Source organism: Streptomyces sp. V3I8 (assembly GCF_030817535.1).
Classification (GTDB): Bacteria; Actinomycetota; Actinomycetes; order Streptomycetales; family Streptomycetaceae; genus Streptomyces.
Genome location: NZ_JAUSZL010000002.1, coordinates 4,333,150 through 4,359,101, shown reverse-complemented (window position 1 = coordinate 4,359,101; position 25,952 = coordinate 4,333,150). Strand labels below are relative to the sequence as shown.

The 25,952-nt window shown below is 70.8% G+C and carries 18 protein-coding genes and 1 riboswitch; of the genes, 9 read left to right on the top strand and 9 right to left on the bottom strand.

Features of this window, described 5'->3' with window-relative positions; all coding sequences use genetic code 11:
• Positions 1-7: 7 nt before the first annotated feature.
• Complete coding sequence (locus QFZ75_RS19325; RefSeq protein WP_307538576.1) at positions 8-1,423, bottom strand: YibE/F family protein; 1,416 nt, start codon at positions 1,421-1,423, stop codon at positions 8-10.
• Between the two features lie 71 nt (positions 1,424-1,494).
• Positions 1,495-1,651: riboswitch (TPP riboswitch) on the top strand.
• Here QFZ75_RS19325 and thiC point away from each other — a divergent pair.
• Positions 1,644-3,518 carry a phosphomethylpyrimidine synthase ThiC gene (gene thiC / locus QFZ75_RS19320; RefSeq protein WP_307538574.1) on the top strand — a complete coding sequence of 625 codons (1,875 nt, stop codon included), beginning with the start codon at positions 1,644-1,646 and terminating at the stop codon, positions 3,516-3,518. It overlaps the preceding riboswitch by 8 nt.
• A gap of 63 nt (positions 3,519-3,581) precedes the next feature.
• Here thiC and QFZ75_RS19315 read toward each other — a convergent pair whose 3' ends face one another.
• From QFZ75_RS19315 to QFZ75_RS19305, 3 genes are all read right to left on the bottom strand, one after another.
• On the bottom strand, positions 3,582-4,454 hold the full coding sequence (locus QFZ75_RS19315; RefSeq protein ID WP_307538572.1) for a hypothetical protein: 873 nt from the start codon (positions 4,452-4,454) through the stop codon (positions 3,582-3,584).
• A 183-nt stretch (positions 4,455-4,637) separates the two neighbouring features.
• On the bottom strand, positions 4,638-5,864 hold the full coding sequence (locus tag QFZ75_RS19310; RefSeq protein WP_307544599.1) for a metallophosphoesterase: 1,227 nt from the start codon (positions 5,862-5,864) through the stop codon (positions 4,638-4,640).
• Between the two features lie 176 nt (positions 5,865-6,040).
• On the bottom strand, positions 6,041-7,153 hold the full coding sequence (locus QFZ75_RS19305) for a LacI family DNA-binding transcriptional regulator (RefSeq protein ID WP_307538570.1): 1,113 nt from the start codon (positions 7,151-7,153) through the stop codon (positions 6,041-6,043).
• A gap of 432 nt (positions 7,154-7,585) precedes the next feature.
• Here QFZ75_RS19305 and hisC point away from each other — a divergent pair, with 432 nt between their 5' ends.
• From hisC to QFZ75_RS19275, 6 genes are all read left to right on the top strand, one after another.
• A complete protein-coding gene (gene hisC, locus QFZ75_RS19300) occupies positions 7,586-8,668 on the top strand; it encodes a histidinol-phosphate transaminase (protein WP_307538568.1) in 1,083 nt (360 codons plus the stop codon).
• A gap of 304 nt (positions 8,669-8,972) precedes the next feature.
• The gene (locus QFZ75_RS19295; protein ID WP_307538566.1) at positions 8,973-10,478 is read left to right on the top strand and encodes a cytochrome ubiquinol oxidase subunit I; all 1,506 of its coding nucleotides are present in this window, start codon (positions 8,973-8,975) and stop codon (positions 10,476-10,478) included.
• Positions 10,479-10,498: 20 nt separating this feature from the next.
• Positions 10,499-11,503 (top strand): cytochrome d ubiquinol oxidase subunit II, encoded by a 1,005-nt coding sequence (cydB, locus tag QFZ75_RS19290; protein WP_307538564.1) that lies wholly within the window; start codon positions 10,499-10,501, stop codon positions 11,501-11,503.
• Between the two features lie 103 nt (positions 11,504-11,606).
• A complete protein-coding gene (gene cydD / locus QFZ75_RS19285) occupies positions 11,607-15,122 on the top strand; it encodes a thiol reductant ABC exporter subunit CydD (RefSeq protein ID WP_307538562.1) in 3,516 nt (1,171 codons plus the stop codon).
• Positions 15,123-15,222: 100 nt separating this feature from the next.
• Positions 15,223-16,842, top strand: a complete 1,620-nt coding sequence (locus tag QFZ75_RS19280; RefSeq protein ID WP_307538560.1) for a GAF domain-containing sensor histidine kinase — start codon at positions 15,223-15,225, stop codon at positions 16,840-16,842.
• Between the two features lie 147 nt (positions 16,843-16,989).
• Positions 16,990-18,036, top strand: coding sequence for a M23 family metallopeptidase (locus QFZ75_RS19275; protein ID WP_307538559.1), 1,047 nt, complete (start codon positions 16,990-16,992; stop codon positions 18,034-18,036).
• On the opposite strand, the gene QFZ75_RS19270 is transcribed toward QFZ75_RS19275, so the two are convergent.
• From QFZ75_RS19270 to QFZ75_RS19250, 5 genes are all read right to left on the bottom strand, one after another.
• On the bottom strand, positions 18,033-18,908 hold the full coding sequence (locus QFZ75_RS19270) for an HAD-IIB family hydrolase (protein ID WP_307538557.1): 876 nt from the start codon (positions 18,906-18,908) through the stop codon (positions 18,033-18,035). The genes QFZ75_RS19275 and QFZ75_RS19270 overlap by 4 nt on opposite strands.
• A gap of 236 nt (positions 18,909-19,144) precedes the next feature.
• Positions 19,145-20,056, bottom strand: a complete 912-nt coding sequence (locus QFZ75_RS19265; protein WP_307538554.1) for an LLM class flavin-dependent oxidoreductase — start codon at positions 20,054-20,056, stop codon at positions 19,145-19,147.
• A gap of 73 nt (positions 20,057-20,129) precedes the next feature.
• The gene (locus tag QFZ75_RS19260) at positions 20,130-20,738 is read right to left on the bottom strand and encodes an RNA 2'-phosphotransferase (RefSeq protein ID WP_307538553.1); all 609 of its coding nucleotides are present in this window, start codon (positions 20,736-20,738) and stop codon (positions 20,130-20,132) included.
• A gap of 122 nt (positions 20,739-20,860) precedes the next feature.
• Entirely contained in the window at positions 20,861-21,805 is a 945-nt protein-coding gene (locus QFZ75_RS19255) for a MerR family transcriptional regulator (RefSeq protein WP_307538552.1), read from the bottom strand.
• Positions 21,806-21,911: 106 nt separating this feature from the next.
• A complete protein-coding gene (locus QFZ75_RS19250; protein WP_307538550.1) occupies positions 21,912-23,678 on the bottom strand; it encodes an SDR family oxidoreductase in 1,767 nt (588 codons plus the stop codon).
• A 296-nt stretch (positions 23,679-23,974) separates the two neighbouring features.
• Between QFZ75_RS19250 and QFZ75_RS19245 the strand changes: the two genes are divergently transcribed.
• Both QFZ75_RS19245 and QFZ75_RS19240 read left to right on the top strand, forming a co-directional pair.
• Positions 23,975-24,988 (top strand): ABC transporter ATP-binding protein, encoded by a 1,014-nt coding sequence (locus QFZ75_RS19245; protein WP_307544597.1) that lies wholly within the window; start codon positions 23,975-23,977, stop codon positions 24,986-24,988.
• A complete protein-coding gene (locus QFZ75_RS19240) occupies positions 24,978-25,916 on the top strand; it encodes an ABC transporter permease (RefSeq protein WP_307538547.1) in 939 nt (312 codons plus the stop codon). Before QFZ75_RS19245 ends, QFZ75_RS19240 begins: the two co-directional genes overlap by 11 nt.
• Positions 25,917-25,952: the final 36 nt, after the last annotated feature.

Sequence of the window (25,952 nt, the reverse complement as noted above, 5' to 3'; positions counted from 1 at the left end):
CGCGGGTTCAGTGCTTGCGGCGGCGGCCGCTCCCGCCGCGCAGCGGCACCCTCGGGCCGGACGGGGACTGCGGCTGGGCCGGTGGCTGGGCCTGCGGCTGCTGGACAGGGGCGGCGGCGCCCGGACGATCCGCCGAGACCACGAGGGCCGCGAGAGCGGTCGTGACCGGCACCGAGGCGACCAGCCCGATCGACCCGACGAGCGTGCGCACGATCTCCTCGGCCACGAGTTCGCTGTTGGCCACCGCTCCCACGCTGCTCTGCGCGATCGAGAAGAGCAGCAGCAGGGGAAGCGCCGCACCGGCATAGGCCAGGACGAGCGTGTTGACGACGGACGCGATGTGGTCGCGTCCGATGCGGATGCCCGCTCGGTACAACCCCCGCCGGCCCATGGTGGGGTTGGCTTCGTGGAGCTCCCAGACCGCGGACGTCTGCGTCACCGTGACGTCGTCGAGCACGCCGAGCGAGCCGATGATGACCCCCGCGAGCAGCAGACCGCTCATGTCGATGGACGGGTAGAGCCCGTGGATCAGACCGGTGTTGTCGTCGGTGTTGCCCGTCAGCGCGGCCCAGCCGATGAACAGCGAACCGAGCAGCCCGATCAGCAGCAGGGACAGCAGGGTGCCGAGCACCGCGACCGAGGTCCGGGCGGAGAGGCCGTGGCACATGTAGAGCGCGATCAGCATGATGGCGCTGGCCCCGATCACCGCCACGACCAGCGGGTTCGACCCCTGCAGGATCGCGGGCAGGATGAAGAACGTCAGGATCATGAAGCTGACGGCCAGCGCGACCAGCGCCATGACACCGCGCATCCGGCCCACCACGACCACGGCGACGGCGAAGATACCGGCGAGCAGCGCCATCGGCAGCTTGCGGTTCACGTCGGTGACCGAGTACTGCAGCTCCTCCGGAGCGTCGGGCGCATACGCCACGATCACCTCCTGGCCCTGCTTCAACTGCCGGGAGGAGTCCGGCTGGACGATCTCCGTGAAGGTACGGCCCTTGTCCTTGCCGGTGTCGACCCGGACCGTCGCCTTCTTGCAGGTCCCCGAAGCCTGTTGCTGTGCGGACGAGCCCTCGGCCGTCGAGGTGTCGCCGGTCGGGGTCCCGCCCGAGGCGTTCACGGACTTGCAGTCGACCTCGTCGACCTCGGTCACGGTGGCCTGCTGCGTCTGCCGGTCGAAGCCCACACCCGTGCGCTCGTGCCCGGGAGCGCCACCCGGCCAGAGCACCACGAGACCGACCACGACCGCCGCGGCGAAGGGGATCAGGACCGCAGCGATGATCTTGCGCAGATGCGCGGAGACGGGCGCCGCGGGGCCATGACTGTGCGAGTGCCCGTGCCCACCGTCGGCGGGTCCGTCGTGGCCGTGTCCGTGGGGCGGTTCGGACGGCGGAAGTGGGGGCTGCTGCGTCGTGGTCACCGACCGATCATCGCAAGAACGCGAGGGGCCCACTGTTCACCGCGCCCATTGTGGCGCTAGCGTGGAAGCACCTTTGCACACGCGGGAGCTCGGAGCACCGGGCTGAGAGGGCGCTGACCTCCGCATCCGCGATGTTTCACGTGGAACATCGCCGGACGGAAAACGCTGCGTCGACCGCCGAACCTGTTACCGGGTAATGCCGGCGTAGGGAGTAGGTCTCATGACCAACAAGGACGCACGCACGCCTGTCTCCAGCCAGACGACCGGGGCGCTCGCCCCGGTCGACGGCACCGAGGTGTCCGACTCGCCCGAGAGCGGCGGGGCAGCCGTCCCGGCCGGGAACGGCGAGGCCGGCAAGTCCATCGGCTGGCACAAGGCGTATGTCGCGGGTTCGCGCCCCGACCTGCGGGTGCCGGTCCGTCAGGTGCATCTCACCAACGGCCGGTCGGTCACGCTGTACGACACCTCCGGCCCGTACACCGACCCGGCCGTCGACACCGACGTACGCAGGGGTCTGGCACCCCTGCGCGACAACTGGATCATCTCCCGCGGCGACACCGGGGAGTACCCGGGCCGCGCCCCGCGCCCCGAGGACGACGGGATCAAGCACACCTCCCCGCGCGGTGGACTGCGCAACCTCGACGCGGTCTTCCCGGGGCGCCCGCGGCTGCCCCGCAGGAGCCGCGACGGGCAGGCGGTGACACAACTCGCCTACGCCAGGCGGGGTGAGGTGACCCCGGAGATGGAGTACGTGGCCATCCGGGAGAACGTGGCCCCCGAGGTCGTACGTGAGGAGATCGCGGCGGGCCGGGCCGTGCTGCCGGCCAACGTCAACCACCCGGAGATCGAGCCGATGATCATCGGCAAGCGGTTCCTGGTGAAGGTCAACGCCAACATCGGCAACTCCGCCGTCACCTCCTCCATCGAGGAGGAGGTCGAGAAGATGACCTGGGCGACGCGCTGGGGCGCCGACACGGTCATGGATCTCTCCACCGGCCGCAACATCCACACCACGCGGGAGTGGGTGCTGCGCAACTCCCCCGTGCCCATCGGGACGGTCCCGCTCTACCAGGCGCTGGAGAAGGTCGACGGACGGGCCGAGGAGCTCACCTGGGAGATCTACAAGGACACGGTCGTCGAGCAGGCCGAGCAGGGTGTGGACTACATGACGGTCCACGCGGGCGTACGGCTGCCGTACGTCCCGCTGACCGCGAACCGCAAGACGGGCATCGTCTCGCGCGGCGGCTCGATCATGGCGGCGTGGTGCCTGGCGCACCACAAGGAGTCGTTCCTGTACGAGCACTTCGAGGAGCTCTGCGAGATCCTCGCCGCGTACGACGTCACGTACTCGCTCGGGGACGGCCTGCGGCCCGGCTCGATCGCGGACGCGAACGACGCCGCGCAGTTCGCGGAGTTGCGCACGCTCGGTGAACTCAACAAGGTCGCGAAGCGTTTCGGCGTACAGACCATGATCGAGGGCCCGGGGCACGTCCCGATGCACAAGATCAAGGAGAACATCGACCTTCAGCAGGAGATCTGCGACGAGGCTCCGTTCTACACGCTCGGCCCGCTGACGACGGACATCGCCCCGGCGTACGACCACATCACCTCCGGCATCGGTGCCGCGATGATCGCCTGGTGGGGCACGGCGATGCTCTGCTACGTCACGCCCAAGGAGCACCTGGGCCTGCCGAACCGCGACGACGTCAAGACGGGCGTCATCACCTACAGGATCGCGGCCCATGCGGCGGACCTCGCCAAGGGGCATCCCGGCGCACAGGAGTGGGACGACGCGCTGTCGGACGCCCGCTTCGAGTTCCGCTGGGAGGACCAGTTCAACCTGGCGCTCGATCCCGACACAGCCCGGGAGTTCCACGACGAGACGCTTCCGGCCGAACCGGCCAAGACGGCGCACTTCTGCTCCATGTGCGGGCCGAAGTTCTGCTCGATGAAGATCAGCCACAGCATCAACGAGCAGTTCGGCGGCACGGCGGAAGCGGGGGCCACGCCCGAGGAGGTCGCCGACGGGATGCTCCAGAAGTCGAAGGAGTTCGCCGCCGCGGGCAACCGGGTCTATCTGCCGCTGGCCGACTGAGGAGGGCGCAAAAAAGATCGACGACGGGTCTCCGTCGTCGATCAGTTTTGCGAGGCGGATTCCTCACTCAGGAGCGTGCTCCGGTCCTCCGAAGTCCGGGCTGCTGAAGTCCGGACTCGAGTAGCTCGGCCGGGGGCCCGCTGCCGGCCCGCCGTCGGGGCTGCTGAAGCCCGGCCGGTTGTAGCCGAGCTGCGGGATCCGGCTGGTCGGCGCCGAGGGCTTCGTACGGCCGAGAGCCGCGGCGCCCGGGTCGACGAGGGCCTCCTTGAGGAACGGCATGATGCCGTGCTCCAGGAGGGCGTCGTGCCAGGCCTGCCTGGCACGGTCCACCTCTTCGCCCCGCTCGCCGTGCGCGCCGGCCTGGAGCGAGCTGTCGCCGTTGCGCAGGGCGGCGAGCAGCAGACCGACCGCGGCCACCAGGATCGAGGCCGCGGTGATGACGCCGAACACCCACCCGGTGGTGACGAGGGTCTGTGCGATGTTCGGCCGGGGGTCGAGCATTCTCAGGGCGTAGCCGACGAGCAGGAGTATCACCGCGGCCGTGCCGGCGAGGACGGGGGCGAGCACGGCGACGACCGCGGCGGCACCGGCCCCGGCGGTCTCGGCGACCTCCCCCATGGTGGTGGCGAGCCCCACCGCGCTCGTACCCGGATCCGTGGAGCTGGAGGATCCTTCGCGGACGGGAGGGGTGGACGGCGCCGGCCGGCGCAGTTCCTCGCGGACCTTCACGTAGTGCTGGTACTCGGTCGCTGCGGCCGCCGTGATGAGGGCGGTGGCGTTCAGGGCCATCGTGCGCAGCTGTTCGGTGTTGAGCCGCTGACCGACAGCGGCAAGTTCGGGACGGTGTGGTGCGGAGCGCAGCGCCTCGTCGAGGATCCGCTCGTACTCTTGGCGGTCCTCGCTCAGCAGGTGCTGCGGAACGCTGTTCATGTGCATCCCCCGATGCTCCGTAGGGCTTGGGGCTCGGCATGCTGACGAGCCGTCGGGCAGAAACGGAGGGGAGCCTGCTACGGATAAGCCGATGGTAGAGCGGTGACGGCACAGGGTGACAGGGGGTTTCCAGAATTTACCCCCGGACGCCATGTGTCCTTCATCGAAGGACGTCTGCCCCGTGAACGCTCAGCCATCCAGCGGAAGTTGCTGGACCAGCAGTTTTCCGGCCATGGTCACGCCACCGTCCATCGCGATGGCGAGTTTGTCGGCGTACACGTGCGGTTCTTCGACCGCGGGAGCCGACGAGTCCCCGCCGTCCTCCGAGCCGACGTCGCCCCTGAGGTACGGAATGGGGCTGTGACCATGGACGATGCGCGAACCGCCGTACGTCTCCAGCAGGGAGCGCACCGCCTGCGCGCCGCCGTCGTCGCGGAACGCGAAGCGCTTGGTGAATTTGCGGAAGAGGTCCCAGCACTCGTCCGCGTCATTGCGGGTGAGCGCTTCCCGGATGGTGTCGTTGACCGCTTCGATGGAGTCGCCGTAGTCGAGATAGGCGGTCGTGTCGGAGTGCACGAGGAGATGCCCGTCGGCCAGTTCCATCGCGTCGAGGCGGGCCATCCACTGCAGATGGTGGTCCTGGAGGCGCTCCATGTCGGTCTTCTGGCCGCCGTTGAGCAGCCAGGCGGCCTGGAAGGTGGCGGTTCCGGCGCCGGAGTTGACGGGGGTGTCCCCGAACCGCCTGGCGCCGAGCAGCAGCAGCTCGTGGTTGCCCATCAGCGCCTTGCAGTAGCCGCCGGCGGCGGCGGCCTCCGCCGACAGCCGCATCACGAGGTCGATGACGCCGATGCCGTCGGGCCCGCGGTCGGTGAAGTCACCGAGGAACCAGAGCCTGGAGGTCCCGGCCACCCAGCGGCCCTCGGCGTCGATGAGCCCCTTCTCGCGCAGTGCGGCGAGCAGCTCGTCGAGGTATCCGTGCACGTCACCGACGACGTAGAGCGGCCCCGGGCCCTCGTCGGGCTGCACCGGCTGCACGGCCTCGGGGTCGACCGCCACCTGAACCGTGTCACCGCGGTTGATGACCGGCAGATCGCGCTCCGTCGGTGTGTAACCCTCCGGCACCTCGGCCGGGACGCCGCCCTCGGCGTGCGGCGGTCGACCCGCGTAGGTGCCCGGCCGGACGTACGGCTCAGCCGGCCCGGTGTACGGGTCGGCGGTCTGGTCGTACGGATCCGCGGCCCGGTCGTACGGGTCGCCGGGCCCGTCGTACGGTCCGGGCGGTTGCGGGTGAGGTCCGGGCTGCTGCGTGTACGGACCGGCATCGTGGACGTACGCCGGCACGCGGAAGTCGCGCACCGTCGGCGTCCGCATCTCGGGTCCCTGACCGGCCCCCTGAGTCATCGACCCCTCCACCACCATCGCGCCGCATCTGCACCGCGTCGGACTGCCTGGTCGCAGCGGCCCGCGGTGTCGTCCGCCCATCATAGGAATGCGGATCGCGCCATGTGATGACCCAGGGGTGGTGAATCGGAGCGGAACCCCAGTTCACCGTGGTTTTCTCCCGAATTGGGATGGCCTTTCCGCGGGGGAGGTCACCCCTGTTCCGGAGACCTCGGCGCACTGACGGTCGTCCGTGGCGGCCGTCGCTGGGAGGAGGTGCGCACGATCAGTTCCGTCGGTATCACCTGCTCGACCGGTTGGTCCGTTTCGACCCCCTCGATGGCGTCGATGAGGAGCTGGACCACGGCCGTGCCGATCCGTCGCGGTTTGAGCGAGAGTGTCGTGACGGGCGGCTCGGTGTTGGCGTAGACGGTGGACTCGCTGCAGCAGACGAGGAGCAGGTCCTCCGGGACGCGCAGTCCGTAGCGCCGGGCCGCCGCGAGGAGGTCGGTGCCGTTCGGGTCGAAGAGCCCGTAGACGGCGTCGGGCCGGTCGGGCCGGGCGAGCAGCCGGTCGGCCGCGACGGCCCCCGCGCACGGATCGTGCGCGGGATAGGCCTCGTACACGGGATCCTGGCCCACCCGTTCGCACCAGCGCAGGTACGCGGTCGTGGAGAGGTGCGTGTAGGTGTCCGTGGTCGTGCCCGTCAGCAGCCCGATCCGGCGGGCTCCGGCGGCGGCCAGGTGGTCGAGGATGCCCAGGACCGCGGCCTCGTGGTCGTTGTCCACCCAGGCGGTCACCGGCAGCGAGCCGGCCGGGCGGCCGTCCGAGACCACCGGTAACCCCTGGCGGACCAGTTCGCTGACGACCGGGTCCTGGTCGGAGGGGTCGATGACGACCGTCCCGTCCAGGGCCACGTTCGACCACACGTCGTGTCGCGAGGTCGCGGGGAGGATGACCAGGGCGTAGCCCCGGGCGAGCGCGGCCGAGGTGGCGGCTCGGGCCATCTCCGCGAAGTACGCGAACTCCGTGAAGGTGAAGGGTTCGTCCCCGTACGTCGTCACGGTCAGGCCGATGAGGCCGGACTTGCCGGTGCGGAGCGTCCGGGCCGCGGCGGAGGGGCGGTAGCCCAGCCGGTCGGCGACCTCGCGGACATGGCGTCTTGTGGCGTCCGGAAGCCGTCCCTTGCCGTTGAGGGCGTCGGAGACCGTCGTGATGGAGACTCCGGCGGCCGCGGCCACGTCTCTGATGCCCGCCCGGCCCGGCCGGCTTCCTCGGCGGGAGGTATCCGACCGGCTCACCTGGTGCTTCCCTGCTGCTGTCATGGCGAGCCGATAGTAGGGCTCATGCGGTGGGGTAGTGCGGACGCATATGCACGCGTTGACAGGCACGTTTCTGCATGGTCATAAATCCACGACTCCCTTGGAAAGCAAGGAGGTTGAAGGATTCAATGGCAGTACGTCACTTGTCGACGCGCATGAGCCTGCTAAATGAGCCATGTTTCGAAGAGGTCTCAACTCACCTGCACGAGGGATGCGCGCCACGGCGCAAGCCACCGGCGCGGGCCGGGACGAGCGGCGCGCCCCCTCATTCGTACGCCTTCGAGTGGTGATGCCCGGGAGTGCGCACCCCCGGTGACCGGTGCCGGCGGGGAGGTCGGTCCCGGCCGTACGCGGCGGCGTCGAATCCTCTTAAGGTGAGCAGTATTGGCAGCCGGCGGCGGTGATGAGCCGGAGACGGTCACGAGGAGGACTGCGGTGAGCGAGACGAGCCCGAAGCTGCGAGCCGAGCTGGAGGGTATCCCCACGTACAGGCCGGGCAGGCCCGCCGCGGCCGGGGACGGTCCGGTGACGTACAAGCTGTCCTCCAACGAGAACCCCTATCCGCCGCTGCCGGGCGTGCTGGAGAGCGTGAGCGCGGCGGCGGGCGCCTTCAACCGCTATCCGGACATGGCGTGCACGGGGCTGATGAACGAGCTGGCGGAGCGGTTCGGAGTGCCGCCGGCCCATCTGGCCACCGGTACCGGCTCGGTCGGCGTGGCGCAGCAGTTGGTGCAGGCGACCTCCGGTCCGGGCGACGAGGTGATGTACGCCTGGCGGTCCTTCGAGGCGTACCCGATCATCACCCGCATCAGCGGGGCGACGCCGGTCCAGGTGCCGCTGACGCCGGGGGACGTGCACGACCTCGACGCCATGGCCGACGCGATCACCGACCGGACGCGGCTCATTTTCGTCTGCAACCCCAACAATCCGACGGGCACGGCGGTACGGCGGGCCGAGCTGGAACGATTCCTCGACCGGGTGCCCGGTGACGTCCTCGTGGTCCTCGACGAGGCGTACAGGGAGTTCGTGCGCGATGTCGAGGTGCCGGACGGCGTCGAGCTCTACCGGGACCGGCCGAACGTCTGCGTGCTGCGTACGTTCTCCAAGGCGTACGGTCTCGCCGGGCTGCGGGTCGGCTTCGCGATCGCTCACGAGCCGGTGGCGGCGGCGCTGCGCAAGACGGCCGTGCCCTTCGGGGTGAGCCAGCTCGCCCAGGACGCGGCGGTCGCCTCGCTGCGCGCCGAGGACGAGCTGCTCGGCCGGGTCGGTGCGCTGGTGACCGAACGCACCCGTGTGGTCGAGACGCTGCGCGGCCAGGGCTGGACGGTGCCGGACACGCAGGCGAACTTCGTGTGGCTGCGGCTCGGGGAGCGCACCACCGACTTCGCCGCCGCGTGTGAGCAGGCCGGCGTCGTCGTGCGGCCCTTCGCGGGCGAGGGGGTCCGTGTGACGGTGGGCGAGCGCGAGGCGAACGACATCTTCCTGAGGGCGACGGAAGACTTCCGCAAGGAGCTCTGACCGACGTGTGAGCTCCGACTCACTGGCGGCCCAGGCCCCGGTATCCCGCACCTCGCGGGATGCCGGGGCCTGCTGTTTCCGGTGGGGCACCATGCCCTTTCACCTGCGCTGACCTGGTGTTATGGAGCTGTAGCGACCGGATCGGCACCCGGGCACCCCCACCTCTCCACACTCGAACGCGCATGCTGCATAATTGCTTGTGAATGTGAACGCGTTCACAAGCGTGTCCCAGTTACTCCCGTGATGTCACTGACAAGCGGGACAAACTGCCGCTGTTTCTACGGCGACGTAAGGAGATGACGACGTGGAATTGGCTCTGGCACCGGAAACCGTGGCCCGATGGCAGTTCGGCATCACCACCGTCTACCACTTCCTCTTCGTCCCGCTCACGATCTCGCTCGCCGCGCTCACCGCGGGCCTGCAGACCGCCTGGGTGCGCACGGAGAAGGAGAAGTACCTCAGAGCCACTAAGTTCTGGGGCAAGCTCTTCCTGATCAACATCGCGATGGGTGTCGTCACGGGCATCGTGCAGGAGTTCCAGTTCGGTATGAACTGGTCCGACTACTCGCGCTTCGTCGGTGACGTCTTCGGAGCGCCGCTCGCCTTCGAGGCCCTGATCGCCTTCTTCTTCGAGTCCACCTTCATCGGGCTGTGGATCTTCGGCTGGGACAAGCTGCCGAAGAAGATCCACCTCGCCTGCATCTGGATGGTCTCGATCGGCACCCTGCTGTCGGCGTACTTCATCCTCGCCGCCAACTCCTGGATGCAGCACCCCGTCGGCTACCGGATCAACGAGCAGAAGGGCCGGGCCGAGCTCACCGACTTCTGGCGGGTCCTGACCCAGAACACCGCGCTCAACCAGGTCTTCCACAGCTTCTCGGCGGCCTTCCTGACGGGCGGCGCCTTCATGGTCGGTATCGCCGCGTCCCACCTCCTGCGCAAGAAGCACATACCGGTGATGCGCACCTCGCTCCGGCTCGGCCTGGTCACCATGGCGGTCGGCGGCATGCTCACGGCGATCAGCGGGGACACCCTCGGCAAGGTCATGTACGAGCAGCAGCCGATGAAGATGGCCGCGGCCGAGGCGCTGTGGGACGGCGAGAAGCCCGCACCCTTCTCCGTGTTCGCCTACGGCGACGTCGACGAGGGGCACAACAAGGTGGCCCTGGAGATACCCGGGCTCCTGTCCTTCCTCGCCCACAGCGACTTCGACTCGTACGTGCCCGGCATCAACGACACCAACAAGGCCTCGCAGGAGAAGTTCGGCCCCGGCGACTACAAGCCCATCGTCCCCGTCGCCTACTGGGGCTTCCGCTGGATGATCGGCTTCGGGATGGCGTCCTTCTCCCTGGGCCTGCTGGGACTCTGGCTCACCCGCAAGAGGTTCCTGCTGCCGGCCGCTCTGCGGACGGGGGAGGACGAGGTGCCGCACCTGGTCCTGCTGAAGAAGCCCCTCGGGTCCAGACTCACCCGGCTGTACTGGCTCCTGGCGCTCTGGACGATGGCCTTCCCGCTGATCGCCAACTCCTGGGGCTGGATCTTCACCGAGATGGGCCGGCAGCCCTGGGTCGTCTACGGCGTGATGCAGACCCGGGACGCGGTCTCCCCCGGCGTGTCCCAGACCGAGATGATCATTTCGCTGGCCGTCCTCACCACGATCTACGCGATCCTCGCCGTCGTCGAGGTGAAGCTGCTCGCGAAGTACATCAAGGCCGGACCGCCCGAGCTCACCGAGGCCGACCTCAACCCGCCCACCAGGATCGGCGGCGACCTCCGGGACGCCGACAAGCCGATGGCCTTCTCCTACTAGGCCGAGGGAGCTGCTGAGTCATGGAACTTCACGACGTCTGGTTCGTCCTCATCGCCGTCCTGTGGACCGGCTACTTCTTCCTGGAGGGCTTCGACTTCGGGATCGGTGTTCTCACCAAGCTGCTCGCCCGTAACCGGACCGAGAAGCGGGTGCTGATCAACACCATCGGGCCGGTCTGGGACGGTAACGAGGTGTGGCTGCTCTCGGCGGGCGGTGCCACCTTCGCCGCCTTCCCCGAGTGGTACGCCACCCTCTTCTCCGGCTTCTACCTGCCCCTGCTGCTCATCCTGATCTGTCTGATCCTGCGCGGAGTCGCCTTCGAGTACCGGGCCAAGCGGCCCGAGGAGCAGTGGCAGCGCAACTGGGAGAACGCGATCTTCTGGACCTCGCTGCTCCCGGCCTTCCTGTGGGGTGTGGCCTTCGGCAACATCGTGCGGGGCGTGAAGATAGACCAGGACATGGAGTACGTGGGTTCCCTCTGGGACCTGCTCAACCCGTACGCCCTCCTGGGCGGTCTGGTGACACTGACGCTGTTCACCTTCCACGGGGCGGTGTTCGCGGCGCTCAAGACCGTCGGTGACATCCGGATACGGGCGCGGAAGGCGGCACTCGGGCTCGGACTGGTGACGGCTGTCCTCGCGCTGGTCTTCCTGCTCTGGACCCAGGCCGAGAACGGCGACGGCAAGAGCCTGGCCGCACTGGTCGTGGCGGTGATCGCGCTCGTCGCGGCGATCGGGGCGAACCAGGCAGGCCGTGAAGGCTGGGCCTTCGCGCTGTCGGGCCTCACCATCGTCGCCGCGGTCGCGATGCTCTTCCTGACGCTCTTCCCGAACGTCATGCCGTCCTCGCTCAACGACGAGTGGAGCCTCACGGTCACCAACGCCTCGTCGAGCCCGTACACGCTGAAGATCATGACCTGGTGTGCGGTGATCGCGACACCGGTGGTGATGCTCTACCAGGCCTGGACGTACTGGGTCTTCCGCAAGCGGATCGGTACGCAGCACATCGCCGAAGCCGCACACTGAGCCCGATGAGTCCAAAGGTCGTGTTTCACGTGAAACACGACCTCATGAGAGAAAGGTGTGTTTCACGTGAAACACACCTGCTTGATCCGAGGGTGTGTTTCACGTGAAACCGATCGACCCGCGACTCCTCCGCTACGCCCGCGCCACCCGCTTCTTCCTGATGACGGTCGTCGGCCTGGGGGTCGTGGGTGCGGGGCTGGTCATCGCCCAGGCCATGCTCATCGCCGAAGTGGTGGTCGGCGCCTTCCAGCGTGGGCTGACGACCGGTGAACTCCGTACGCCGCTCCTGCTGTTGGCGTCTGTGGCGATCGGCCGTGCCCTCGTCTCCTGGCTGACCGAACTCGCGGCACACCGGGCGAGCGCGGCGGTCAAGTCGGAGCTGCGGGGGAGGTTGCTGGAGCGGGCCGGCGAGCTGGGGCCGGGGTGGCTGAACGGGCAGCGGACGGGTTCACTGATCGCGCTCGCCACACGCGGGGTGGACGCCCTGGACGACTACTTCTCGCGCTACCTGCCGCAGCTGGGGCTCGCAGTGGTCGTGCCCGTCGCCGTGCTCGCCCGGATCGTCACCGAGGACTGGGTGTCGGCGGCGATCATCGTGGGCACCCTGCCGCTCATCCCGGTCTTCATGATGCTCATCGGCTGGGTCACGCAGTCCCAGACGGACCGGCAGTGGCACCTGCTGTCCCGGCTCTCGGGGCACTTCCTGGACGTGGTCGCGGGGCTGCCCACCCTCAAGGTGTTCGGACGCGCCAAGGCGCAGGCCGAGTCCATCCGGCGGATCACCGGTGAGTACCGGCAGGCGACCATGCGGACCCTGCGGATCGCCTTCATCTCGTCCTTCGCGCTGGAACTGCTCGCCACGCTCTCGGTCGCCCTGGTCGCAGTGACCATCGGGATGCGGCTCGTCCACGGTGAGATGGAGCTGTACGACGGTCTGGTCGTGCTGATCCTCGCCCCCGAGGCGTATCTGCCGCTGCGCCAGGTCGGGACGCAGTACCACGCGGCGGCGGAAGGGCTGTCGGCCGCCGAGGAGATCTTCTCGGTCCTGGAGACGCCCGTGCGGGCGCCCGGGACCGGTGCCGTGCCCTCCTCCGGCGAGCTGCGCTTCGAAGGCGTGACGGTCCGGTATCCCGGGCGTTCGGCCGACGCGGTGACGGACGTGTCCTTCGCGGTCCGGCCCGGGGAGACGGTGGCCCTGGTCGGCCCCAGCGGCGTGGGCAAGACGACCCTCCTGAACGTGCTGCTGGGGTTCGTCGAACCCACGGCGGGTCGGGTCGGCGCCGGTGGGGTCGATCTCGCGGAAGCCGATATCGAGGAGTGGCGTGCGCAGGTCGCCTGGGTACCGCAGCGGCCCCACCTGTTCGCCGGGTCCGTCGCCGAGAACGTACGACTGGCACGGCCCGGGGCGGACGACGCGGCGGTGCGGGAGGCGCTGGCCGACGCCGGTGCCCTGGAGTTCGTGGACGCGCTGCCGGACGGGCCGGACACGGTTCTCGGTGAGGACGGTGCCGGGCTGTCCGCGGGGCAGCGGCAACGGCTCGCCCTGGCACGGGCCTTCCTCGCGGACCGGCCGGTGCTGCTGCTGGACGAACCGACCGCCGCGCTGGACGGGGCGACCGAGGCGCAGGTCGTGGAGGCGGTCCGGCGGCTGGCCGTCGGACGGACCGTGCTCCTGGTCGTCCACCGGCCCGCCCTGCTGGCCGTGGCGGACCGGGTGGTGCGTCTGCGACCGGTGGCTCCGGCGGACCGCGTCGCAGAGCCCGACGGTGTGGACCACGCCGCGGGCCGCACGGAACCCTCTTACCCCGACGCGGTGCCCGTGGTACCGGCGGCGGGCGGGGAAGAGATCCCCGTGCTCCCCGCAGGGCGGGGCGGGGTGCTCGCGCGCGTACGGGCCATGGCGGGGCCCCGCCGTGGACGGCTGGCGCTGGCGCTGCTCCTCGGCAGTCTCGCGATCGGGAGCGCCGTCGGCCTCATGGCCACCTCGGGCTGGCTGATCTCCAGGGCCTCGCAGCAGCCGCCCGTCCTCTATCTGATGGTCGCCGTGACGGCCACGCGGACGTTCGGCATCGGGCGGGCCGTCTTCCGGTACGCCGAACGGCTGGTGTCGCACGACGCCGTGCTGCGGATGCTCGCCGACACCAGGGTCGCCGTGTACCGGCGCCTCGAGCGGCTGGCGCCCGCCGGACTGCGTACCACCCGGCGCGGTGACCTGCTGTCGCGGCTCGTCACCGACGTCGACGCGCTGCAGGACTACTGGCTGCGCTGGCTGCTGCCCACCACAGCGGCGGCCGTCGTCTCCGCCGGCTCGGTCGGGTTCACGGCCTGGCTGCTGCCCGAGGCCGGCGCCGCCCTCGCCGTCGGGCTGCTCGCCGCCGGCGTGGGCGTTCCGCTGGTGACCGGCGCCGTCGCGCGCCGTGCCGAGCGCCGGCTGGCACCGGCACGGGGTGCGCTCGCGACCCGCGTGGCCGATCTCCTCACCGGAACCGCCGAACTGACGGTCGCGGGCGCGCTGCCCGCCCGTACCGCCGAAGCACGGCGGGCCGACGCGGACCTCACCCGCATCACCTCGCGCGCGGCCACCGCCACCGCCCTCGGTGACGGGCTCACCGCGCTGATCTCCGGGCTCACCGTCACGGCCGCCGCGTTCTTCGCCGTCCGGGCGGTCCTCGACGGCCGCCTCGGCGGTGTGACGACCGCTGTCGTCGTCCTCACACCCCTGGCCGCGTTCGAAGCCGTCCTCGGGCTGCCCCTCGCGGCCCAGTACCGGCAGCGGGTGCGCAGGAGCGCGGAGCGCGTGTACGAGGTCCTGGACGCGCCCGAGCCCGTACGGGAACCGGAGCGGCCCGAGCAGGCCCCCGGGTCGCCGTTCCCGCTCGTGCTGAAGGGCATGACGGCCCGGCACGGGGGCCAGGAGCGGGACGCGGTCGCCGGGGTGGACCTGGTGCTCGAACGAGGGCGCCGGACCGCGGTCGTCGGCGCGTCCGGATCGGGCAAGACGACGCTGGCACAGGTCCTGCTGCGGTTCCTCGACCCGCGCGGGGGGACGTACACCTTGGGCGGTGTGGACGCGTACGGCATGGACGGTGACGACGTGCGGCGCATGGTGGGCCTCTGCGCGCAGGACGCCCACCTCTTCGACAGTTCGGTGCGCGAGAACCTGCTGCTCGCCCGGAAGGAAGCCACCGACTCCGACCTGCGGGACGTGCTGCGACGGGTGCGGCTGCTCGACTGGGCCGACGGGCTGCCCGACGGACTCGACATGCTGATCGGGGAACACGGCGCGCGGCTGTCCGGGGGACAGCGGCAGCGGCTGGCGCTGGCCCGTGCCCTGCTCGCGGACTTCCCCGTGCTCGTTCTCGACGAGCCCGCGGAACACCTCGACCTCGCGACCGCCGACGCCCTCACCGCCGACCTGCTGGCCGCGACCGAGGGACGCACGACGCTGATGATCACGCACCGGCTGGCGGGGCTGGAAGCGGTGGACGAGGTGATCGTCCTGGCCCGGGGGCAGGTGGTGCAGCGAGGGCCCTTCGACGAACTGGTGCGTGCGCAGGGGCCGCTGCGGGAGATGTCCGAGCGGGAGAGCCGGACGGAGACATCGGCTCTCATGCGCTGACGGCCCGACCGGCCGGACCCGACCGGCCGGGCTGCATCAGTCAGACCCGACCGGCCAGGCCCGACTTTCCCTGACAAATGCCACTGATTAGGCTCGGTTCATGTCAGTCGAGCCGGGCCCCGGTGGCACTCCGAACCCAGACGATGTGCCGCGGCTGCTGGAGGCGATGCGGGCGGTGGGGAGCGGGCTGCACCTGCGGTCCACGCTGGAACGGATCTGCGAGACCGCGGCCGAGCTGGCGGACGCGCGCTACGCGGCGGTCGGACTGACGGCGGAGTGCGAGGAGGGCTCCGCCGGGCACGGACCCGACGGGCGACCGTGCGAGGACCCCGAAGGGCCGCCGTGCGAGGACCCCGAAGGGCGGCAGGTCCGCTGGATCGGACGGCTGCCGGCCGGGCACGAGGGACCCGGCGGATCACCGGCGCCCGGCTTCCTGCGGGCCCCCATCCGCGTGCGGGGCGAAAGGCTCGGCACCCTCCACCTCGCCGAGAAGCGCGACGGCGGACCGTTCGGCGACCACGACCTCGACATGGTGCGCGTACTGGCGCGGGAGGCGGGCATCGCCCTCGGGAACGCGCGGCTGTACGAGGCCGCCAAGCGGCGTGAACGCTGGATCGACGGATCCGTGGCCGTCACCACCGCGCTGCTCTCCGGAGGGGACGCCGACGAAGCCCTCCAGGTGGTCGCGGAACAGGCCCGCAGGCTCTCCGACTCGATGGCCGCACTGGTGCTGCTGCCCGCCGCGCAGGGCGGCCTGGAGATCGTTGCCGTCGCCTCCGAGCGGCCGTCGAGGACGCTGGGGCTGGTCGTGCCGCCCGAGAACGCGGTGGCCGGTCACCTCCTCGCGGGTCGGGCGGTCTTCATCGAGGACGCGGCCCGCGACCCCCGGATGCACTCCGACCTGGCCCGCGGTTACGGGCCGACCCTGCTCCTTCCCCTGCAGAGCAGCGGCCGGGTCCTCGGGAGCCTCGTCATGGCGCGGGCCGGGGATGCGCGCCCGTTCACGGACGTCGAGCGCACCCTGGCGACGCAGTTCGCCTCGCAGGCCGCGCTCGCGCTGATGATGGCCGAGGCCCAGCGGGACCGGGAGCGGCTCGCGGTCTTCGAGGACCGCGACCGGATCGCCCGTGACCTGCACGATCTCGTCATCCAGCGGCTGTTCGCCACCGGGATGCTGCTGGAGAGCGCACAGCGGCGGTCCGTCCTGCCCGAGGTGCGGCGGGGCGTCGGCAAGGCCGTCGACGAACTGGACGTCACGATCCAGGAGATCCGCACGGCCGTCTTCGCGCTCCAGCAGGGACCGGCGGAGTTCCCGACCGGACTGCGGACACGGGTACTGCGCGAGATCAACATGGCCGCCGTACCGCTCGGCTTCACCCCCTCGCACCGCTTCGTCGGCCAGGTCGACACGGTGGTCGGCGAACTCACGGCCAAGAACCTGATCGCGGCCCTGCGCGAAGCACTGTCCAACGCCTTCCGGCACGCGGGAGCCTCCCGTATCGACGTCACCGTGGACGCGACGGCACGGCTCGCGGACCAGCGGTCCGGCGTGCGCCTGACGGTCGCGGACGACGGCGTCGGCATCCCGGAAGGGGGCAGGCGCAGCGGGCTGAAGAACCTCAGTCGCCGGGCGGAGTCGCTCGGCGGGGACAGCTGGTACGGGCCGGGGGCCGGGCGGGAGGGCGGCGGTACGTCGGTGGTCTGGGAGGCGCCGTACTGAGCCGGCCGGGCCGCGGTCCCGGCGCGGCCCGGTGTCCCCGGTGGTACTCCGTTCGGCCCAGCGCAGTGGTCCGTCCGTGCCGGCCGCTCCCCCAGGTGTACGACTCGGACGGGCCCGCGGCGGTCCGTACGCGACACGATCCATGTCATGCGCTCACGTCGTCGCTCCTCCCTGCTCGTCCCGGTGCTGCTGTGCGCGGTGGCCGTCCTGGTGGCGGGACCCGCGGCGGCTTCCGGGGACGCGGACGGTTCCGACGGGCTGAGCGCCGAGGTGGTGCGGCTGTACGAGGAGGCGTCGGAGGCGACGCAGCGGTACGAGGAGGGCCGTCGCGCGGCCGAGACGCAGCGGGGGCGGGCGCGGCGGCTGGAGCGGCTCCTCGACCGCGAGCGGCAGGACGTCGAGGTGCTGCGCGGGGAAGTCGGCCGTATCGCGCGCGCCCAGTACCGGAGCGGCGGCGGCCTTCCGCACGCCGTTCGGATGCTGCTCGCGCGCAATCCCGACGAGCTGATGCGCGGGCAGCGGGCCGTCCGGCAGGTCGGTCTGACGGTCGACCACACGGTCGGCAGGAGCCGTCGGGCCGAGACCCGGCTGGCCGCCGACGAGGCCAGGGCGGCGTCGGCATGGCAGGCGCTGGATCGGCGCAACGGCGAGCTCGCCGGGATCAAGCGGGAGATCGAGCGGAAACTGAAGAAGGCCCAGGGAGCGCTCCAGGGGCGGGCGGACGCCTCGGTGGCCGCCGGTGCGTGCCGGGGCTCCGTCCGGCTCGACCAGCCGCGTACGGCCTTCACACAGCCGTGGATCCCGCCGGTGGAGACGTACGCGCTCTCCGCCGGTTTCGGCAGCGGCGGTGACCGCTGGGCGAACCGGCACACCGGGCAGGACTTCGCGGTGGACATCGGCACGCCGGTGCGGGCGGCCGGCGCGGGACGGGTGGTGAAGGTGGCGTGCGGCGGCCCGTTCGGCATCGAGGTCGTGGTGAGGCACGCGGGGGGTTACTACACGCAGTACGCCCACCTGGCCGCCGCCACCGTGGACCAGGGGGAGCGGGTGTCCGTCGGGCAGTGGGTCGGCCAGTCGGGCACGACCGGCAACTCCACCGGGCCGCACCTGCACTTCGAGGTACGCCTGACCCCACAGGCCGGCTCGGCGGTCGATCCGCGGGAGTGGCTGGCCGAACGGGGGGTGCGGCTCTAGGACGCCCCGCGCTCCGCGAGTATCCGCTCGATCACGACGGCCACGCCGTCCTCGGTGTTGGCGGCCGTACGTCCGGACGCCGCGGCGATCACCGCGGGGTGCGCGTTGCCCATCGCGTACGACGTGCCCGCCCAGGTGAGCATCTCCACGTCGTTCGGCATGTCGCCGAAGGCGACGACCTCCTCGTGCGAGATACCGCGCTCGGCGCAGCACAGCGCGAGGGTGCTCGCCTTGGAGACACCGGGGCCGCTGATCTCCAGCAGAGCGCTGGGACTGGACCGGGTCACATCGGCCCGGTCGCCGATGGCCAGCCGGGCGGTCATGAGGAAGTCGTCCGGGGCGATGTCGTGGTGGTAGGCGAGGATCTTGAGGACCGGTTCGTCGGCACCCGGGGCGTCCGGCGCCAGGAGTTTCTCGGCGGGCGCGAGGCTGTCGGGCGCCTCCAGGTGCAGCTTGGGGTACTCAGGCTCCTGGTAGAAGCCGTACGTCTGCTCGATGGCGAAGAGCGTCCCCGGAGCGGCGTCGCGCAGCAGCCGTACGGCGTCCAGCGCGTTCTCCCGCGCCAGTTCCCGGACCTTGACGAAACGGTGGGCGCCGGGGCCGCCGTGCAGGTCGACCACGGCGGCGCCGTTCCCGCAGATGGCGAGGCCGTGGCCGTGGACGTGATCGCTGACGACGTCCATCCAGCGGGCCGGGCGCCCGGTGACGAAGAAGACCTCGATGCCGGCGGCCTCGGCGGCGGCCAGGGCGGCCACCGTGCGCGGCGAGACGGACTTGTCGTCGCCCAGCAGGGTGCCGTCGAGATCCGTGGCGATCAGGCGGGGCGGGAGGGGGGAGGCCGGAATCCCCGGCTGTCGGGTCGCTGAGGTCACTTCACCATTCTCCCGCACACGTGCGCACGGCCGTGCGGCGGTCCGCACATGTGAGTGACACCCGCCTCCACCTGGTCTTTTGCCGGTCCGGTGGCCGCCCCGTGCGAGGCGCCGGGAATTGCGCGAGCAATCCACGACGCCCCACGGACAAGAGACGCCCCACGGACAAGAGACGACCCGCGGAAAGAGACGCCCCACGGACAAGGGCTGACGTCGAGCTGACGCCGGCCGGGGCGTCAGCCCAGCTGTCCGACCGCTTCCGTCGCGATGGACGCGAAGACCTTCTCGTCCGCCGCGAAGTCGGAGTCCGGGATCGGCCAGTGGATCACGATGTCCGTGAAGCCGAGCTCCAGGTGACGTCCCGCGAAGTCGACGAACGCGTCGAGGGACTCCAGCGGACGGCCGCGGTCCGGGGTGAAGCCGGTGAGCAGGATCTTGTCGAGCTCCCGCACATCGCGGCCGACCGCCTCGCACGCGGCGGTCAATTTCTCCACCTGGCCCCGCAGGGCCTGCACCGACTGCTCCGGAGTGCCCGCCTCGAACAGCTTCGGGTCGCCGGTGGTCACCCAGGCCTGCCCGTGCGCGGCGGCGAGTTTCAGCCCGCGCGGCCCGGTGGCGGCCACGGCGAAGGGCAGCCGGGGCCGCTGGACACAGCCGGGGATGTTGTAGGCCTCGCGCGCCGAGTAGAACGTTCCGTCGTACGACACGGCGTCCTCGGTGAGCAGCCGGTCGAGCAGCGGTACGAACTCGCCGAAGCGGTCGGCCCGCTCCCGCGGCGTCCACGGCTCCTCACCGGTGCGCAGCAGCGTCGTGGCGTCGAAGCCGGAACCGCCGGCGCCGATGCCCAGCGTGATCCTGCCACCGGAGATGTCGTCGAGCGAGATCAGTTCCTTGGCGAGGGTCACCGGGTGCCGGAAGTTCGGGGAGGTCACCAGGGTGCCGAGGCGCATGCGGTCGGTGGCGCCCGCGGCGGCGGTCAGCGTCGGCACGGCGCCGTACCAGGGGCCTTCGCGGAACGTCCGCCAGGCCAGGTGGTCGTACGTGAAGGCGGTGTGGAACCCGAGCTGTTCCGCGCGCTGCCAGGCGGAACGCCCTCCCTCGTGCCAGCGGAGGTACGGCAGGATCACGGTGCTCAGACGCAGACTCATGCCTCAGAGCCTATGCGCAGCCCCGGGCCCCACCGCAACGGCGACCGGCGGGGACGGATCCGGCCCGTCCCGGTCAGTGCGTCGCCGGAAACCGCAGGTAACGCGGGGGCACGGCGGCCGTGAGCCAGACGCCGTTGGCGCTGACCCTGAAGACGTGGCCGTCGCGGTCCATGGCGCCCGCGTCCACGGCGAGCACGACCGGACGGCCGCGGCGGGCACCGACGCGGGTCGCCGTTTCGCGGTCCGCCGAGAGGTGCACGTCGTGCCGGTCCATGGGCAGCAGGCCCTCGGCGCGGATCGCGTCCAGACTGCGGGCGACGGTCCCGTGGTGGAGGTACGCGGGCGGGGTCGCCGGGGGCAGTCCCAGGTCCACCTCCACGGAGTGCCCCTGGCTGGCCCGGATCCGGGTGCCCTCGATCGCGAAACGCCGCTTGTCGTTGTGGGCCACCACGTGTTCGAGCTCGGCCCGGGTGAACCGGAAGCCGTGGGCGGCCGCCGCGGCCGTCAACGTGCCGATCTCGACCCAGCCGCCCTCGTCGAGCGTGAGCCCGATCCGTTCGGGCTGGTGCCGCAGATGCTTCGAGAGGTACTTCGACACCTTCACGGTGCGTCTTTCGTCGGCACCGGTTGCGTCGGCACCGGTTGCGTCGGCACCGGTTTCCTTCGGGTCGCTCTGGTCCATCCCGTCAGGGTCCCCGGTGAGACGCTGATCACGCGAACGATTTTGTTGTCGAGGTTTGATCCACAGCCAAATGCGTTATCCACAACGCCAGTTGATAAATCTGTGGACAACCGGCCGACTCATCACAACGGTTCGTCAAGTTTGTTTGACGGCGCGGCTTTTGTGGCCAGTGCGTCCAAACGCCGTGCGCGCAGCTCGCGTTCCGCGGCCAAGGTGAAGAACTCGGACGCGTGCTCCGCGCCGACCAGCCCTTCCACAGCGGTCATCGTCGGCTCCGGTACCGCCACGTCGCGCGTCTTCCCCTTACCGGGACGGTGCCGGTCCGTGCCCAGCCGGCGGTGCAACTCGCGGTGCGCGAACAGCCGCATGGCCCGAGCCAGTTCGGCGTCCACCGTCTGCCGGGCGAGCGGCCGGAGCCGTCGTACGAGGGCCGCCGCTTCGGTGGCGTCGGCGTCGGTCGGCGGACGACCGACCAGATAGCGGGCGAAGACGTGCTCGGTCGTGAACTCCAGGAAGCGTACGGCGATGTGCTCGACCTGGCCCCTCAACTCCCGCAGATGGACGGAGATCGCGGACAGGGGGACACCCGCCTCGTGCAGCTCGGCCGCCACCGCCAGTTCCTGGGGGCTCGGTACGAGGAACGTGTCGTCCTGTCCCGGGATCCGTTCGAGCACTCCGAGCTCGACGGCGTCGGCCACCGCCGCGTCGTCCGGCTCGCCGCCGAACCGTTCGTCGAGCTCGGCCCGCGAGATACGGACCGCCTCCTCGTCCGTCCACGGCCCGTCGACCTCGGCGACCAGTCCGAGTACGCCTCCGAGTCCGCGTCCCGCGTCCCAGGCCTCCAGGAGCTCCTTGATGGACGCCAGGGTGTAGCCGCGTTCCAGCAGCTCGGCGATCTGCCGCAGTCGGGTCAGATGCGTGTCCGAGTAGACGTTGGCGCGGCCGCGCCGCTCGGGACGGGGGAGCAGTCCGCGGTCCTGGTAGCCGCGGATCGTCCGGACCGTGGCGCCACTGAGGTGCGCCAGGTCCTCGATCCGGTACGCGGCGCCGGCCGGCTCGTCGGTCACTGTCCCCGTCCTTCCGGATCTCCGCCGCCACGCGGTCGCCGCGGCGCCGCCCTCCCGGTGGGCAGGGGCCCTCCGTGCACCGGCGTGACGGTGGTGTGCCGCCCGGTCACAGCGGGGGCTCCATCCGCGCGATCGCGCGCAGCGCCCCGGGAGCGAGGCGGGACATGAGGCGGCCGCCGCGCGCCTCCGCCGTCACGGGCACCACGGCCTGGTTGCGGACGACGGCCCGCAGAACGGCCGCGGCGACCTTCTCCGGCGGGTAGTTGCGCAGCCCGTACAGCCGTGCGGACCTCTTCCGGCGCCGTTCCTCCTCGTCCGCGTCGACTCCGGTGAAGCGGGCGGTGGAGGTGATGCCGGTGTTGACGAAACCGGGGCAGATCGCCGAGACCCCGATGCCCCGGCCCGCCAGTTCGGCGCGCAGACACTCACTGAGCATCAGGACCGCCGCCTTGGAGGTGCTGTAGGCGGGCAGCGCCTTCGACGGCAGGTACGCGGCCGCCGACGCGGTGTTGACGATGTGGCCGCCCTGTCCGCGCTCGGCCATCTGCTTCCCGAAGAGCCGGCAGCCGTGGATCACACCCCACAGGTTGACGTCGAGGACCTTGCGCCAGTCGTCCACGCCGGTGTCCAGGAAGGAGCCGGACAGGCCGATCCCGGCGTTGTTCACCAGGACGTCGACCACCCCGTACTCGGCGGCGACCTTCGCGGCGAGCTGTTCCATGGCCTGCTCGTCCGAGACGTCGACCGTCTCGGCCCACGCCTGCGGGGCGCCGGCCGACCGGGACAGTTCGGCGGTGCGCGCCGCGCTGTCCGCGTCCCGGTCGACGGCCACCACGCGCGCGCCCGCCCCGGCGAAGGCGAGGGCGGTGGCCCGTCCGATGCCGCTGCCCGCGCCGGTGACCAGCACGAGCTGTCCGCCGAAGCGTTCGGCGTGCGGGCCGCGCGCCCGCGGCGCGGGCCGGCCGTCCTCGGTGGCGGTCACGAAGTCGGTGATCCAGGCGGCCAGCTGGTCGGGCCGGGTGCGCGGCACCCAGTGCTTGGCCGGGAGGGTGCGGCGCACCAGCCGCGGTGCCCACGACTCCAGTTCGTCGTAGAGCTTCTCCGACAGGAACGCGTCCCCCAGCGGCGTGATGAGCTGCACGGGCGCGTGCGCGTACGCGTCGGTGCGGGGCGCGCGCAGACGGGGGCGGACGTTGTCGCGGTACAGCCAGGCGCCGTGGGCCGCGTCCGTGGGCAGCGACGGGGTCGGATAGTCGCCCGCGGGGACCTTCTCGAGCCGGCGCAGGATCTTCGGCCACTGCCTCCCGAGGGGGCCGCGCCAGGCGAGTTCGGGCAGGACGGGGGTGTGCAGGAGGTACACGTACCAGGACTTGGCTCCCTGGCCGAGCAGTTGGCCGACCCGGCGGGGCGTGGGACGGGTCATGCGCTTCTTGATCCAGTGCCCGAAGTGGTCGAGGGAAGGACCGGACATCGACGTGAAGGAGGCGATCCGCCCCTTCGTGCGGCCGACCGTGGTGAACTCCCAGGCCTGCACCGAACCCCAGTCGTGACCCACCAGGTGCACCGGCCGGTCCGGGCTGACCGCGTCCACGACCGCCAGGAAGTCGTCCGTCAGCTTCTCCAGGGTGAACCCGCCGCGCAGGGGGCGGGGTGCGGTGGACCCGCCGTGGCCGCGCACGTCGTACAGCACGACGTGGAAGCGTTCCGCCAGGCGTCCGGCGACCTCGGACCACACCTCCTTGGAGTCCGGATAGCCGTGCACGAGCACCACCGTGGGCCGCGCGGGATCGCCCAGCTCGGCGACACACAGCTCGACCCCGCCCGTACGCACCCGGCGCTCGCGCGCTCCCTGAAGGGTCACTTCCGAAGTCATGCCACCGTCCGTCCCAAGCCGACCGCCGTACGTGCCCGTAACGTGCCACTGATGAATGTGACAATGACCGGCGGCTGCGTCAAGGGCGGGCCTGCGGCCTGTGGAGAACCGGGCCGCTGTGGACAACCCCGGCCGGTCCGGTCAGCCCGGCCCGCCCGGCCGATGCGGAGCGGCAGCCGCCGGTTGTTCGACCTGAGGGGGACCCCTACGGGCCCGTACGACTGGAGAGTGACGGCGATACAGCTCCCAGGTCTGACGACTGATGTGGCCTGCGCCACTACCTTCGAATCGTGACTGTGATCGCGACCGAAAGCCTGAGCAAGCGGTTCCCGAGGGTGACCGCTCTTGACCGGCTCTCCGTGGACGTCGGACCCGGTGTGACCGGACTCGTCGGAGCCAACGGAGCCGGCAAGTCCACACTGATCAAGATCCTGCTGGGTCTGTCCCCCGCCACCGAGGGCCGCGCCGCCGTGCTCGGACTCGACGTCGCCACCAGGGGCGGCGACATCCGTGAGCGCGTCGGATACATGCCCGAGCACGACTGCCTGCCGCCCGACGTCTCGGCCACCGAGTTCGTCGTCCACATGGCGCGCATGTCCGGCCTGCCCCCGACGGCGGCCCGTGAACGCACCGCGGACACGCTGCGCCACGTCGGCCTCTACGAGGAGCGGTACCGCCCCATCGGCGGTTACTCCACGGGCATGAAGCAGCGCGTCAAGCTGGCCCAGGCGCTGGTCCACGACCCGCAACTGGTCTTCCTCGACGAGCCGACGAACGGCCTCGACCCGGTCGGCCGCGACGAGATGCTCGGCCTGATCCGGCGCATCCACACCGACTTCGGCATCTCCGTCCTGGTCACCTCGCACCTGCTGGGCGAGCTGGAGCGCACCTGCGACCATGTCGTCGTCATCGACGGCGGCAAGCTCCTGAGGTCCAGCTCCACCACGGACTTCACCCAGCGCACCGCGATCCTCGCGGTCGAGGTCACCGACACGGACGAGCACCCGGACGGCACCGGCGCCCTGCGCGACGTGCTGCACGCGCGCGGGATCGACACCCACGACGGCAGCGGACTCCCGGGCGCGGGCCACATCCTGCTGCTCACCGCACAGGGCGAGGAGACGTACGACCTCGTACGGGACGTCGTCGCCGACCTGGGCCTCGGCCTGGTGCGCATGGAACAGCGCAGGCACCACATCGCGGAGGTCTTCACCGACAGCGACGAACAGGCGGCCCGGGAGGCCCAGGCGCAACGGGCCCCGGAGAACGGCGACGAACAGCGGAAGGAGGCGGTCGGCCATGGCGGTTGAGCAGCCCCAGGCACAGACGGCCTCGGCCCAGGCCCAGGTCCCGGCTCGCGCGGGCGAGCAGACCCGGATCCACAACATCGGCTACCGCAACTACGACGGCCAGCGCCTGGGACGCGCGTACGCCCGCCGCTCGCTCTACTCGCAGTCCCTGCGCGGCGCGTACGGCCTCGGCCGCTCGGTGAAGTCGAAGGTGCTGCCGATGCTGCTCTTCGTGGTGATGTGCGTTCCCGCGCTGATCATGGTCGCGGTCGCCGTCGCCACCAAGGCGAAGGACCTGCCCGTCGACTACACGCGCTACGCGATCATCATGCAGGCCGTCATCGGCCTGTACGTCGCCTCCCAGGGACCGCAGTCCGTCTCCCGCGACCTGCGCTTCAAGACCGTTCCCCTGTACTTCTCGCGCCCCATCGAGACCGGCGACTACGTACGTGCCAAGTACGCCGCCCTGGCCTCGGCGCTGTTCATGCTCACCGCCGCGCCGCTCCTCGTGCTGTACGTGGGCGCGCTGCTGGCCAAACTCGACTTCACCGACCAGACCAAGGGCTTCGCGCAAGGGCTCGTCTCCGTGGCACTCCTCTCGCTGCTCTTCGCCGGCATCGGCCTGGTCATCTCGGCGGTCACCCCGCGCCGCGGCTTCGGCATCGCCGCCGTCATCGCCGTGCTGACCATCTCCTACGGGGCGGTGTCCACCGTCCAGGCCATCGCCTACGAGCAGTCCAGCACCGACGCGATCGCCTGGCTCGGGCTCTTCTCGCCCATCACGCTCATCGACGGGGTCCAGACCGCGTTCCTGGGCGCCACGTCCGCCTTTCCCGGCGCCGAAGGCCCCTCCGGAGGGCAGGGCGTCGTCTATCTGCTCGTCGTCCTGGGGCTCGTCGCGGGCTGCTACGGACTCCTGATCCGCCGCTACCGGAAGGCCGGACTGTGACCGCCCGCCCGTCGTCCGCCACCACCCTCCCGAGGA